Below are 12,986 nucleotides of genomic sequence, written 5' to 3'. Positions count from 1 at the left end.
CGCCCGGCTGCCTCGGCCCGAGAACACCGCCCGGTTCCGCTCAGCGGTCCAATCCACGTGATGTATCCGACGGCGGCGCCTACTGTCCCTGGAACACAACGAACTCGAAGGAGACCCGATGACCATTCAGCCCTCGGTCGTCACGACCGACGTCGCCATCGTCGGCGCTGGCCCGACCGGACTCTACGGCGCGTACTACGCCGGCTTTCGCGGGCTGGAGACCGTAGTCATCGACGCTCTCCCCCAGGCAGGCGGGCAGGTGATGGCCCTGTACCCGGAGAAGCAGATTCGGGACGTGGCCGCGTTGCCGTCGATCCGGGGTCGTGACTTCGTCGCCAACCTCGTGGAGCAGGCCGGCGCCTTCTCACCGACGTACCTGCTCGGCCGTCAGGCCATCGAGCTGACCCACGAGGACGGCCTGCCGGTCTTGACACTCGACGACGGCACGATCGTTCGCGCCGGTGCCGTCGTGCTGACTGCCGGGATCGGTACCCCGACGCCACGCGCGATGGAGACCGGTACGGAGTGGCTGGGATCAGCACTCTCCTACTTCGTCACCGATCCCACCGTCCACGCCGATCAGGACGTCGTCATCGTCGGTGGTGGCGACTCCGCTCTCGACTGGGCAGACGCGCTGGCCTCGATCGCACGATCGGTCACGCTGGTACACCGACGAGCTACGTTCCGAGGTCATGCTGCAACCCTCGAGCGTGTCCGTTCGGGCAAGGTCGCCATCCACACCGACACCGAAGTCCTCTCTCTGGTAGGCGATCTGGAATCCGGGTCTCTGTCGAAGGTGGCGCTCAAGGCGAAAAGCGGCGAGGAAACCGTAGTCGCGGCCGATCACGTGATCGCGGCTCTCGGCTTCATCAGCAATCTCGGCCCCATTCGCGACTGGAACCTCGAACTGCGGGGCCGGTCCATTGCCGTCGACCGTGCGGGTCGAACCAACCTGCCGCGCGTCTACGCCGCCGGCGACGTGACCGACTACGACGGCAAGGTCAAGCTCATGTCGGTCGGATTCGGCGAGGTTGCCACCGCGATGAACCACGTTGCGGTCGACCTCGACCCCGACCTCGTGCTCTTCCCCGGGCATTCGACCGACGGCGCCTGAGCGCCTCACCACACCAGACCTCACCACATCAGGAGGAACCAGCATGTCCTACGTCATCGGAATCAACTGCATCGATCAGCTCGATCGATCATGCATCGAAGTGTGCCCCGTCGACTGCATCTACATCGGCGACCGTCGCAGCTACATCAATCCCAACGAGTGCATCGACTGCGGCGCATGCGAAGTGGAGTGCCCCGTGGACGCCGTCTTCGTGGACCGCAAGGCACGCAAGGATCCTGCGCTCGCAGAATTCGTCGCAGATTCCATCGCCTTCTTCAACGAGCCGTTGCCGGGACGAAGCGAACCCATCGGCGATCCGGGTGGATCTCAGAAACTGGGACCCTTGGGCGTGGACACCGAGTTCACGGCGAATCACTGATCGATCGGTTCGTCGCCAGGCGTCGAAGGACCTCTCGCAGCTGCTCCAGCAGCTGCGAGGTCCGGGCGTCGTCGGAAAACACCATGTGTTGCATTACCAGACCGTCCAGGGCGGAGAACACGAGCTCGGAGACGCTACCGTCCGGGTCGGGCACGCCGGCATTGTCGAGGGTGCTGCGCACCTGAGCGGCGTATCGCCGATACAACCCGCGCACGTTCTCGATCGGTAGATTACCGCGGACGGCCTGGGTGGTCTCGTCGTATTGCAACAACTGACGCTTACGCGAATTGTTCAACGTAGGAACAAGATTGGCGGCGAACTCGTCGATCGAGTTCGCCTCCAGACCTACCTCGTCCGAATCCTGAATTGCAGCCCGGCGAAACGCTTCGATCAGTAGCTGCTCCCGGGTGCCGAAGTGGTGCCGGACCAAACCGTGCGCCATGCCGACGCGGGTGGCGACTGCACGGTACGTGACGGCCTGCACCCCGGTCTCACCGGCGATGTCGATGGCCGCATCCAGCAGTCGATTCCGGGTGGACTGATCGGAGTCGTGTTCCGTCGAGTCGTCGGCAACGTTCATACCCACAGCCAATCACGCCACCGACGACTTCGTCGCTACTGCCCGGCCAATCCCCACAGCGGTGGTCGATCGCTTCCGAGATCGATGTTGACCGACTTCACTGCGGAGTACTCACGCAGCGTCTCGAACGACAATTCACGTCCGAACCCGCTGTCGCCTCGACCGCCCATCGGCATACCGGGGGGCAGATCGAACCATCGGTTCACCCACACGATTCCCGCGTCCAAGCGATCGGCGAACTGGTGTGCGCGACGCAGGTTCTGCGTCCAGACTCCGGCCGCCAAGCCGTACGGCGATGCGTTCGCGCGCGTGATGGCTTCGTCATCGGTTCGGTAGCGTTCCGCGACGGTGACCGGACCGAAAACCTCGGTCCGCACGATCGTCGCGTGGCCCTCGGGATCGGCGAGCAGCACCGGCCGATGATAGAAACCGCCGTGCAACGAGTCGTCGAGATCGAGGGGCTCGTCTCCGACGACAACCGAGACACCCTCTGCGCGCGCCCGTTCGACGTGACCACTGACCAGTTCGAGTTGCCGACTCGACACCAACGGGCCCATTTCACTGCTCGGATCGGTCGCGTCGCCCACCTTGATCTTTCGAGCCACCGCAGCGAACCGCTCGATGAACTCGTCGTGGATGTTCTCGTGCAGCAACAGACGCGACGCCGCGATGCACGCCTGACCGTTGGCCAGGAAGATCCCCATCAGCGCGTCCTGAACTGCGAGGTCGAGGTCTGCGTCGGCGGCGACGATCATCGGTCCCTTGCCGCCGAGCTCCATCAGACTCGGTCGCAGTGTACGGGCTGCGGAGCCGAGGATTGCCCGTGCGGTTTCCGGACCGCCGGTGAACGTTATCTTGGCGACGTCGGGGTGCGAGACCAGAGCCGCTCCCGTCTCGGGGCCGAGACCGGTGACGATGTTCAGCACACCGGCCGGCAGCAGGTCACCGATCAGACGAGTGAATTCGAGAATGCTCGCCGACGCGTACTCCGAGGGCTTGACGACCACGGTGTTGCCGGCGGCGAGTGCGGGTGCCACCTTGTTCGCGAACGTGATCAAGGGAGAGTTCCACGAAATGATCGCGGCGACCACGCCGAGAGGCTCGCGCTTGGTGTACAGCAAGGTATCGGGATTCGACAGCGGAATCTGCTCGCCGTTGAAAGCGCGAATCACGCCCGCGTAGAACCTGAAAATTGCGACGACCGTAGGAATGTCGGCGATGCCTGCTTCGCGGACCGGTCGGCCGTTCTCGGTCGCCAACAAGGCACCGAAACGCTCGCCCTCGGACTCGAATCGATCCGCGATCGACAGCAGGATTGCCTGGCGCTGATCCTGAGTCGTCCTGCGCCACTGATCGAAGGCACGGACCGCCGCCGCCACGGCGGACTCCGCGTCGGCGGCCGTGCCCTGCGGCAGAGCCGCCCAGGCACTGCCGACACTGGGGTCGATGGCTTCGAAGGTGCTGCGGCCGCTTACCCAGTCGCCACCGATGAACTGCTGATAATCCCCGCTGGGGACGAAAGCCGCGCGTGCGGTTTCCGGGAGGCTGATCGACGACATTGTTCTCCTTCTGACGTGACACGTTGCAAGTGCAACCCGCTTCCGGCGCGATACACGGAGAACGGGTCGACTCGGTTGACTACTGGAAGGAAGCGCTCACCGATCCGAGACCGGTCAGGGTGGCCGTGACCGACTGCCCTGCGGCGACAGCCCGCATCGGCCCCAAGGCCCCGGACAGAACGACCTGTCCGGCACGCAACGGACGACCGAGATCGGCCGCGGTCTGCGCCAGCCACACCACGGCTGCGACCGGGTCGCCGAGGCAGGCAGCACCGTTGCCCTCGGACACCGCAGTGCCATCGATCGACATGGTCATCTGCACCTCGGTGAGGTCCAGATCCCCGAGGGGCACTTTCCGATCACCGAGTACGTAGGCACCCGCCGACGCATTGTCGGCCACGGTGTCTGCGAAACTGATGTCCCAGTTGCTGATTCGGCTACCGCAGACCTCGAGCGCCGCGACCACGTAATCGGTGGCGCGTCTGACGCGATCTGCGTCGAGAGGCCCATCGGCCAGGTCCTCGCGCAGCACGAAGGCGATCTCGGCCTCGACGCGCGGCTGCGACACCCGCTCGGCGGAAATGACGGCATCGGCACCGTAGGCCATGTCGTCGAACAACATTCCGAAGTCGGGGCGATCGACACCCAATTGCGCCTGAACAGCTTTCGACGTCAAACCGATCTTTCGGCCGACCACGACCTTGCCGGAATCCAAGCGCTGGTTGTTGATGATTTCCTGTACCGCATAGGCCGCGGTCACGTCGTCACGGCCGATCAGGTCGCGGACCGGCTCACAGGTCTCGCCGCTGTTCACAGCGTGATTCAACCGCTCGGCGGCGGCCTCGATGTTGTTCTGGCTCACAGTCACGACGCAAGCTTCGGCCACAGGGGCGTCGCCGACAACCACTGCGTCTCGCTCAGCGGTCCTCACCGAGGGCCTGGTACCGAAGAGCACCAGCAGCAACGCAACCGAAGCCGCGAAAGCCATCATGAACGCCACCGCGAGGGCGTCGTTGCCGAGCATTCCGACGACCGGCGCGGCTGCCGCGGCGAAGGCGAATTGCACGCCGCCTATCAACGCCGACGCAGTACCGGCCACGGATCCGTAACCGGCCAGCGCTTGTGCCGGGGCGTTCGGCAGGACCGTTCCCATCACGGCCAATATCAGCAGCACCGGCACCGCGAAACCGGCCAATCCGCCGGTGCCGGTGGCGGCCAGGACGACGAACACGACCGCCACCACAGTGCCGATCAGCAGCGCGGACAGCAGGACGGTCCGGGTCGACCATCGACGAAGAACGACGACGTTGAGCTGCGAGGAGCCGATCAACACAACTGCGCCTACAGCGAAGGCGATGCCGAATTGCTGTGGTGTGAGCCCGAAGCTACCTTGCAGGACGAACGGCGAGGCGGAGATGTAGGAGAACATCACCACTCGGCCCAAGCCGCACACGAGCACCATCGAGACGAAGGCTCGATCCGTGCCGAGTCGCGCGTAATTCCGCAATACCGTGCGCGCACCGTTCTGTTGCCGCGCAGCCGGGGGCAATGTTTCGGGCATGGCGAACGAGCCGATCGCGACGGCGGCCAGTCCCAGAGCCGCGAGGATCACGAAGATCACGCGCCACGTCGACACTTCGACCACCAGGCCACCGATCGACGGGGCCAGGATCGGCGCCACGCCCATCACCAACATCAACCGCGACATCATGACCGCAGCGGCGTTGCCTTGGTACAGGTCTCGAACCACGGCCATGGCCAGGACGGCCCCGGCGGCACCTCCGAAACCCTGCAGAACCCGGAGCGTGGCCAGCACCTCGATACCCGGCGCGACCACGCACCCGAGAGAGGCCGCAACGTGAAGCAGCGACGCCACGATCAGTGGACGTCGCCTACCCAGTGCATCCGACATGGGACCGATCACCAGTTGGCCGACGGCGAAGCCGATCAGAGTGCCGGTCAGGGTGAACTGCACCGCCGTCTCCGAAATGGCGAATTCGGTTGCGATGACGGGAAAAGCCGACAGATACATGTCGACGGTGAACGGACCGAGTGCGGTGAGCGCACCGAGCATCACGACCAAGCGAAGACGGCCTCGGCCCGATGGCGCCGACACCGCGGACGCGGAAACTCCGGTGCCGTCGGCACCGGAGTTTCCGAGTTCGCGGTCGGTCGCGGCGATGGGTCTACTCACCGCTGCTACGCAGTGCACGCACGGATGCGCCCACTGCCAATACGACCTGAAGAGCTGCGAAGAACAACCCGGCCTGCATCAATCCCTCGAACGATCCCGCCGACAGAACATTGCCGGAGCCGGCCATGTCCATCGCCCCGTGCCCCATTGCCGCGTGATCCATTGCAGCGGGATCCGCCGACGTGTGGTTGTGGTGGCCCAGCGACGTCGACATGAGCGCCCAGTGCACGGTGAGCATCGCGATACCGAAACCGGCGGTGACCGCATACTCGCGTACCCGGTGGCCGTTGCCCTTCCTGCACGTGAACGCCACGCACAGGCCGGACAGGACGAGCATCGACACAACCATGACGAGCATCGACGTGCCCGTCACGATCAGCAACACAACGTGCACGACGAAGCACAGAATCGCAACTGCTGCGAGGGCGGAATCGACTCCGGCCGAGCTTTTTTCGCGCCCGACCGGCGCGTTCACCGGAGGCCCGAGTGTCAGTGACATGACGCTTCTCCCGGCTGGTCCCCCGCAGTGCTCCCGCCGTGTGCACTCGACGAAGCAGGCACGTCCAGCGCCGGGTTCTTGTCGAAGAAGTTCACCGGTAGCAGATGGAATCCCACGACCTCGGTCGGCATGACGGGCCAGTCCTCGGCGCGCGGAATGTGTGTCACTCCCAAGGTGTGCCAGAGCACGACGTCCGTGTTGTCGGTCGCGCGATTTTCCGCAGTCCATCGGGGAAGACCGTCACCGGAGCGGCTCTGGTTCGGGAAATCACCCGAGGGGCGCATTTCTGCGGGCGAGTACGGCGTCACCCACATGTTGCGGGTGCCGAATCCGGCTCGCTTGGCGATCAGTGAGGGATCCTGCGCCAGCATCGTGGCCGACGACCAACCGGGCAGGAACTTGTAACTGACCGGATTGCCCCATGCGTTCTTCTTGGCGGTGTTCATGATCTGCCAACTGCGAGACGACTGCGTGTTGGTGTGGTCGTCACCGGTCAATTCGCGGTCGATGACCGTTTTCTTGACTCCGATTGCGTTGCCGTAGGGGTTGTCCGGACCGACCGGCACGCCGTAGGCATCGTTCTGTACGACGGTGTTCTGCCATCCGTCGATTTCGGTATCGAGCCGGAACGAGAACAGATGCTGGTGATAGCTGGAGACGATGTTCTTGGCGATACGGGTGCCGTGCGCAGAGGTCTCGCCTTCTTCGACCGAGCGGGTCTGCACGATCCCCAGCAACTTGACCTCCATCTGAATGGACGCGTCCTGGTAGAAGTTCCAGTAGAAGCCGTAGTGGTAGTTACCGACGGTGGCGATGAAGCTGACGACCAGGCGACGCGAACGACGCACGTCGACCTTGCCGGTCATCCAGTCGGTGTGCTTCCACAGGATGCCCGCATCCTCCTCGTGGATGCAGATTGCATTCTCGATAGTGGTCGGTTCACCGTTCTCGCCGGCGTTCTCCGCGTCCAGGTAGACGATCTCACCGAGGCAGTCACAGCCGAGTCGAAGCGAGTTGGCGAGCTTGCCGAGGCCGAACTCGCCTGCGTCGAATGCGCTGCGCCAGAAGTGCTCCTTGGACGGATCGCCGTAGGGTACGACCATTTCGCCCAGCGACGCGCGGTGCAGGACCGAGCGGTACTCGTCTCCGTCCAGGTACTCCACTGCATGCAGCACCAGGCCCTCGAGCGGATGCCAGTTGATCCGGAAGCGCCACTTCTGCCAGGTGAGCTCGCGGCCGTCGATCTTGAAGCCGACGCCCTCGGGCTGCGTGATGACGAGCGGGGCGACGTCCGAGCGCATCGGCTGGTTCGCGTCGGCCGTGTAGTTGGCCTGCTCGACGTTCATCGGACGAACACCGAAGTCGTGGACGTCGATGACCTTGTTCGCAACCAGGTCGACCACAGCGATGACACCCTCGATGGGGTGCGCGTATCCGTTGTCGTCGGGGAAATCGCGGTAGTAGGAGACAGAACCGGCCAGGCGTCGGCCGTCGACCGGGTAATCGAGCACACCGGGAACGGCCATGTTGCCGACGCCCCACGGATCGATCTGGACCTTGTCCATGTCCGTGATGCCGCGCAGCGCAAGCGCCTCGACGTACCGCGGATCCTGCTTGATCAGGTCGGGAGCGAGATCGAACTCCTCGAGCAGGACGGGTGCAGCCCCGTCGGTGATCACCGAAGACGACACGACGGCGTCGGCATCGAGATCGACGACGACATCGTGTGTGGTGCCGGATGCCCGATCGACCAACAGAACCCTTGCGCGACGGGCGATCTCGTGACCTTCACGGAGCAGTCGCTTGTCCGGCTCGTCGGTGTAGACCGCGGCGAACCCCGGCCTTTCTGCAATGGCCTCACGACGAACCACATCTGCGACGCGGCGAAACTCGTCGGATGTCAGGGAATCGAACAGCGGATGACGCACTGGTGTTCCTTTCATAGCATTCATCTGGTCGAGATCTCGAGTCGCCAGCGTGTGCTACCCACACAACCAGCGCGCGGTCGAGCGCGCAGCCCGATGTTTTGCTCAGCGGTCCTCGAGAGATTCCGGCTTCCTCTTCGCCACCTCCAGCTGGGCTTCAGCACAGTTCGGACTGCTGCGAGTGGTTCGCTCACCGAAACTGCACGAGCCTGCGATCGAGGGCCGAGGTGAACACTGGCAAATTCTGACCCGTAAGGAGTTCTGGTGACTGTCGATCCCGCACAACCATCCTGGAACCACCGAATCTTGGCCGCACTCTGCGACACCCTGGTTCCGCGAATCTCTCCGCCCCCAGCGGCGACGACCGAAGAACACGTGTTCTGGAGCACGAGTGCGTCCGACCTCGCGGTGGATCGGATTCTCGATTCCGTCCTTCCCCTCTGGGCCCCGCACGTACACATCCTCGTGGCACGGGTACTCGACAGACTCTCGGAATCGTTCGCGGACAGCCCGGCTCACCAACGTGCCGAGCAATGGCTGACGGTGCTCGCCGACCCGTCGACGCGTCCCGGTGCCTTGGTACTGCAGAGCACTGTGCTGGCAATGTTCTACACCGTGCCGGACGATGCCTCGAGCAATCCGACGTGGCCGGCACTCGGCTTCCCCGGTCCGTTGCTCGAACCGCCGACCGCAGTGCAATTTCCAAAGACCCTGACCGTGGCGGAACTATCCGAATCCGGCTCGACCACAGTGTCGGTCGACGCGGTGGTGGTGGGTTCCGGTGCGGGCGGCGGCGTAGTCGCGGCGCGTCTTGCTGCCGCGGGTATGAGGGTTCTCGTACTGGAGAAAGGTGCCTATCGGAACGAGCCCGATCTGCCTCAGCTGGAGGCGTTGTCGTTCCCGAACCTGTATCTCGGCGGCGGCTTCGTCTGGTCCACCGACGCCAGCGTCGGCCTGCTGGCGGGCTCGACCGTCGGTGGCGGAACCACGGTCAACTCCATGGCGTGCCTCCCGACACCCGAGTACGTACTGGCGGAGTGGGCCGAGGCGGGTATGGAGGGCGCGTCCACGGACGAATTCGGCCCCCACATCGAATCGGTGATGGCGCGGATAAACGCGGTGCCCGCCAACACCGTTCACAACAGCGTCAACCGAATTCTCAATCGTGGGCTCGACGCTGCCGGACTCAACCGAAAAACGTTGGCACGCAACGCACAAGACGACGACGCCCGCTTCTGCGGGGAGTGCAATGCCGGTTGCCTCGTAGGATGCAAACAATCCACGATGAAGACATTCCTTCAGGATGCCAGCGACTCGGGCGGCCAGCTGCTACCCAACTGCGACGTCCGGGAAATCAAGCACGCCGACGGTCGAGCAGTCGGCGTCCATGCGGTGGTGAGCACGCCCGACGGAGACCGCGACGTCGTCGTCGAGGCACCGATCGTCGTCGTGGCCGCGGGTGCGCTCGCCTCACCCGTGCTGCTGCAACGTTCCGGGTTGGGCGGGCCGAGCGTCGGTCGAAACCTGCACGTTCACCCCTCGTACTTCGTCAGCGGAGTCTACGACGAGGTCGTGAAGGGTTGGGCCGGGCAGATTCTCACCAGCGTCAGCCACGACTTCGAGCACGCGGAAGGCGAACACGGGTTCGTCGTGGAAGCCGCGCCCATGGGCCTCGGCTTCTGGACAGGTCTCACACCGTGGCACTCCGGTGAGCAACACAAGCAGGAGCAGTTGCGCCTCGAGCACGTCTCAGGGGTCTGGGGTTTCGTTCGCGATCACGGCTCCGGACGTGTGGACGGCGATGCACACGGAATGCCCGTCGTAACATGGGGTCTCGACGATCCAGTCGACCTGGCAGTGGTCCGTCGCGCACATCGGGAACTCGCGCGCATCCTCCGTGCGTCGGGTGCCAAGGAGATCTTCACGTTCCTTCCGTCCGACCCTCGTTGGCGTGAGGGCGAAGACTTCGATGCATTTCTCGATTCGCTCGGCAGCCTGGACGCCGCGGACATCCTGACGCTGTCCGCCCACCAGAGCGGCTCCTGCCCAACCGGTCTCGACCCCGAGACCTCGGTGGTCAACGGGCGCGGTCGCCTGCACGATTGTTCCGGAGTGTACGTCGCAGACGCAAGCGCACTACCCACTGCACCCGGGGTGAACCCGATGGTGTCGATCGAAGCCTACGCACGCCGCACCGCGGAATTCATCGTGCAGGAGTGGTATTCGGCTCAGCGGAATTCGGTTCAGCCATGATCTGAGCGGACTCCTCGGAGCGCGAAAAAGCTCGAACGCGGGTGTGTTTCCGATACACCAGCGTTCGAGCTTTTCGGTATCTGCTCAGGCGTCCTTGGGCGTGTGGGTGTCGAGAAAACCCAAGACCGCCGTGGCAACAGGTGCCGGGAGTTGCTCCACCATGGGAATGGTGCCGCCCTCGACGACCACGATGTCGACAGTCGATGCCTGAGCGAGACCGTCTCGAACGACACCGATATCGGGGAAGGAGAACGGGTCCGCGTCTCCGCCGAGAATGAGAACCGGAGCCATCACCAGACCGATGCGATCCTCCATGAGGTAGCGCGAACACGCGATGTGGCCCTCGGCCGGATCCACCCCGGGCGCAAGCGCATCACGGACGAAGCGATCGAGCAGGTCCGGACGATGCGGCGGGTAGTACGGCTCTCGCTGCCCCCACCACGTCGCGATATGGCCGCCGTGATCGTCGATTTCCGCGACGTCGACACCGGGGCCGTCGGCGTGGCCGGCGCGGTATTCGGGCCCGGTATACGACGGAGACGACAGAATCACGGACTTCACCCGCCCCGGTGCCGCACAGGCGACCTCCACCGCCACTACAGCGCCGGTGTGGTGACCCATGACCGAGAAGTGTCCGAGACCCAACGCGTCGGCCAGATGCAGCACACCCGACGCATACTGCTCGATCGTCTGCGGCCCTACAGGTTTGGCCGATTGACCGAACCCGTACATGTCCATGGCAATGATGCGACGGGACGGCGCGACGAGCGGCATCAGCTCGGCGAATTCGTCCCACGAACGCGGGGTCTGGTGCAGGCAGATCAACGGCACACCGTCGACCCCCGCCTCTGCATAGTGCAATTGACCGAGCGGGGTATCGGCGTAACCGAAGCGCACGAGGGTCGCAGCGTTGTGAAGCAAGGATTCAGTCGACAAGGGTTCGGCCCATGTTCGCATACGTATCCTTACGGTTCTTCCGTGCGTACAGCGCGACCCCGATCGCCACAACGATCGTCAAGAGGTGCAGCAGGGGCAGTCCGTTGATGATCGGCGAATCGGTACCGGTGATAGCCGGGAAGTTCGACAGTGCGAAATATGTGATCGTGCCGAAACCGATCAGCGCCAGCGCCGGCGCAACAGTGTGACCCCAGCCGAATCGACGCTGACGAGCGAAGAACACCAACACTGCCAGAGATGTCGTGGTGATCAGGACCATCAGACCGACTGCGCCGAAACCGGTCAGCGCGGACGTGAGAGTCGTCAAAGGGTCGAGGCCGGCGACGGCGAAGACTATGACGACCAGCGTTTCGATCACGTAGCTCGTCGAACCGGCAACCACCGGCGACTGATGGCGCGGGTGCAAGGACTGCATGGACCGCGGCAAGAAACCATCCCGGCCCAGTGCGAAAAGGTACCGAGAGGCGGCGTTGTGGAAAGCGAGCACTCCGGCAAAGCAACTCGTCACGATCAATGCCTCGAGAGTCGTCGTCCACGCCGGTCCGACGAACTCGTCACTGAGGTCGTAGACGAATGCGCCCGGGCTCGCCGCTGCTGCGGCGGTGGCACCACTCGAGCTGGCCAGGAAAGCCCAGGACGTCAGAACGAAGAAGACACCGATGCAGCCCATCGAGATGTACGTCGCACGAGGAACGGTGCGCTGCGGATCGCGTGCCTCCTCCGCGTAGATCGCTGTGCCTTCGAAGCCCTGGTAGCACGAGAACGCGAAGATCATCGCGACTCCGATGGCCCCGGGAACGAAAACCTGACTGGGGCTGAACGATTCCATCGGAAAGCTGCCGATTCCGTTTCGAGCGATGATTGCGATGTCGAGTACCAGAATGACGACCAGCTCGACGACGAGAGCAACGCCGAGTACGCCCGCGGCAAGCGTGATCTTGCGGTAGCCGAGCAGAAACACGATCACAAGACCCACCAGGGTGTACGACCACCACGGAAGATCGATTCCGAGAATCTTGTTGACGCTACCGGAGGCGAAGAAACCCATCGCGCCGCTGGTGGCGCAGGCCAGCGCGATGTACGCACTGGTAGCAATGTATGCACCGGCCAAGCCGACAGGACGCCCCAGACCTCGCACGATGTAGGCGAAAAAGGCTCCCGCGTTCTGCACATAAGGAACCATCCGGGTGAAACCGACGGCGAACAGAAGCATGATCACCAGTACGAACACGTACATTCCGGGTGTACCTACACCTACCCCCAGCCCGATGGCAAGAGGCAGAATCGCAACCGCGCCTCCGGCGGGCGCGACCGTGGCCATGACCATGAACACGATGTGCGCGACATTGAGGCTTCCCTGCGCGAGCTCGGTCGAACCCTCAGCCGTGGATGCACTGTTCTGCGTACGTGGCACCATAGATTTCAACTCCTCCTGCGAACACAAAGGACGACGAGCGCCGTCGAATAGCGATCAGTGTGGAGAGATATTCATCTCGTCGCCACGCGAAAGGTCCACTCAGCGACAC

General features: G+C 63.9%; 10 protein-coding genes and 1 pseudogene. 3 read left to right on the top strand and 8 right to left on the bottom strand.

The genetic code is table 11. The annotated features are described in order from the left end of the window. Positions 1-118: 118 nt before the first annotated feature. Both ASG84_RS07965 and ASG84_RS07960 read left to right on the top strand, forming a co-directional pair. A complete protein-coding gene (locus ASG84_RS07965) occupies positions 119-1,114 on the top strand; it encodes an NAD(P)/FAD-dependent oxidoreductase (RefSeq protein WP_057476466.1) in 996 nt (331 codons plus the stop codon). A gap of 43 nt (positions 1,115-1,157) precedes the next feature. Next, positions 1,158-1,493 (top strand): indolepyruvate ferredoxin oxidoreductase subunit alpha, encoded by a 336-nt coding sequence (locus ASG84_RS07960; protein WP_057476465.1) that lies wholly within the window; start codon positions 1,158-1,160, stop codon positions 1,491-1,493. On the opposite strand, the gene ASG84_RS07955 is transcribed toward ASG84_RS07960, so the two are convergent. The 6 genes and pseudogenes from ASG84_RS07955 to ASG84_RS07935 all read right to left on the bottom strand — a co-directional run bounded on the left by ASG84_RS07955 (position 1,477) and on the right by ASG84_RS07935 (position 8,253). After that, positions 1,477-2,073 carry a TetR/AcrR family transcriptional regulator gene (locus ASG84_RS07955; protein WP_057476464.1) on the bottom strand — a complete coding sequence of 199 codons (597 nt, stop codon included), beginning with the start codon at positions 2,071-2,073 and terminating at the stop codon, positions 1,477-1,479. The two genes, ASG84_RS07960 and ASG84_RS07955, sit on opposite strands and share 17 nt — an antisense overlap. Positions 2,074-2,108: 35 nt before the next feature. Continuing rightward, complete coding sequence (locus ASG84_RS07950; RefSeq protein ID WP_057476463.1) at positions 2,109-3,632, bottom strand: aldehyde dehydrogenase family protein; 1,524 nt, start codon at positions 3,630-3,632, stop codon at positions 2,109-2,111. A gap of 79 nt (positions 3,633-3,711) precedes the next feature. Next, complete coding sequence (locus ASG84_RS28125) at positions 3,712-4,518, bottom strand: 2-keto-4-pentenoate hydratase (RefSeq protein ID WP_235581592.1); 807 nt, start codon at positions 4,516-4,518, stop codon at positions 3,712-3,714. Between the two features lie 78 nt (positions 4,519-4,596). Continuing rightward, positions 4,597-5,709 (bottom strand): annotated as a pseudogene (locus tag ASG84_RS27915) (multidrug effflux MFS transporter); the annotation flags it as partial. A gap of 109 nt (positions 5,710-5,818) precedes the next feature. Then, the gene (locus ASG84_RS07940; RefSeq protein WP_156399424.1) at positions 5,819-6,325 is read right to left on the bottom strand and encodes a hypothetical protein; all 507 of its coding nucleotides are present in this window, start codon (positions 6,323-6,325) and stop codon (positions 5,819-5,821) included. Beyond that, the gene (locus ASG84_RS07935) at positions 6,316-8,253 is read right to left on the bottom strand and encodes a primary-amine oxidase (protein ID WP_057476461.1); all 1,938 of its coding nucleotides are present in this window, start codon (positions 8,251-8,253) and stop codon (positions 6,316-6,318) included. Before ASG84_RS07935 ends, ASG84_RS07940 begins: the two co-directional genes overlap by 10 nt. 261 nt (positions 8,254-8,514) lie before the next feature. Here ASG84_RS07935 and ASG84_RS07930 point away from each other — a divergent pair, with 261 nt between their 5' ends. Next, positions 8,515-10,503 carry a GMC family oxidoreductase gene (locus ASG84_RS07930; RefSeq protein ID WP_156399423.1) on the top strand — a complete coding sequence of 663 codons (1,989 nt, stop codon included), beginning with the start codon at positions 8,515-8,517 and terminating at the stop codon, positions 10,501-10,503. An 84-nt stretch (positions 10,504-10,587) separates the two neighbouring features. On the opposite strand, the gene ASG84_RS07925 is transcribed toward ASG84_RS07930, so the two are convergent. Then, complete coding sequence (locus ASG84_RS07925) at positions 10,588-11,424, bottom strand: alpha/beta fold hydrolase (protein ID WP_235581585.1); 837 nt, start codon at positions 11,422-11,424, stop codon at positions 10,588-10,590. 4 nt (positions 11,425-11,428) lie between these two features. Continuing rightward, positions 11,429-12,877 carry an APC family permease gene (locus ASG84_RS07920; protein ID WP_082520858.1) on the bottom strand — a complete coding sequence of 483 codons (1,449 nt, stop codon included), beginning with the start codon at positions 12,875-12,877 and terminating at the stop codon, positions 11,429-11,431. Between the last annotated feature and the right edge of the window lie 109 nt (positions 12,878-12,986).

The sequence above is a fragment of the Rhodococcus sp. Leaf278 genome, from assembly GCF_001426085.1.
Classification (GTDB): Bacteria; Actinomycetota; Actinomycetes; order Mycobacteriales; family Mycobacteriaceae; genus Rhodococcoides.
This window is presented reverse-complemented; position numbering and strand designations above follow the sequence as displayed.

Coding starts and splice junctions, on each gene's coding strand:
- ASG84_RS07965 (WP_057476466.1), top strand. CDS start 119: ATGACCATTCAGCCCTCGGTCGTCACGACCGACGTCGCCATCGTCGGC.
- ASG84_RS07955 (WP_057476464.1), bottom strand. CDS start 2,073: ATGAACGTTGCCGACGACTCGACGGAACACGACTCCGATCAGTCCACC.
- ASG84_RS07920 (WP_082520858.1), bottom strand. CDS start 12,877: ATGGTGCCACGTACGCAGAACAGTGCATCCACGGCTGAGGGTTCGACC.
- ASG84_RS07960 (WP_057476465.1), top strand. CDS start 1,158: ATGTCCTACGTCATCGGAATCAACTGCATCGATCAGCTCGATCGATCA.
- ASG84_RS07940 (WP_156399424.1), bottom strand. CDS start 6,325: ATGTCACTGACACTCGGGCCTCCGGTGAACGCGCCGGTCGGGCGCGAA.
- ASG84_RS07950 (WP_057476463.1), bottom strand. CDS start 3,632: ATGTCGTCGATCAGCCTCCCGGAAACCGCACGCGCGGCTTTCGTCCCC.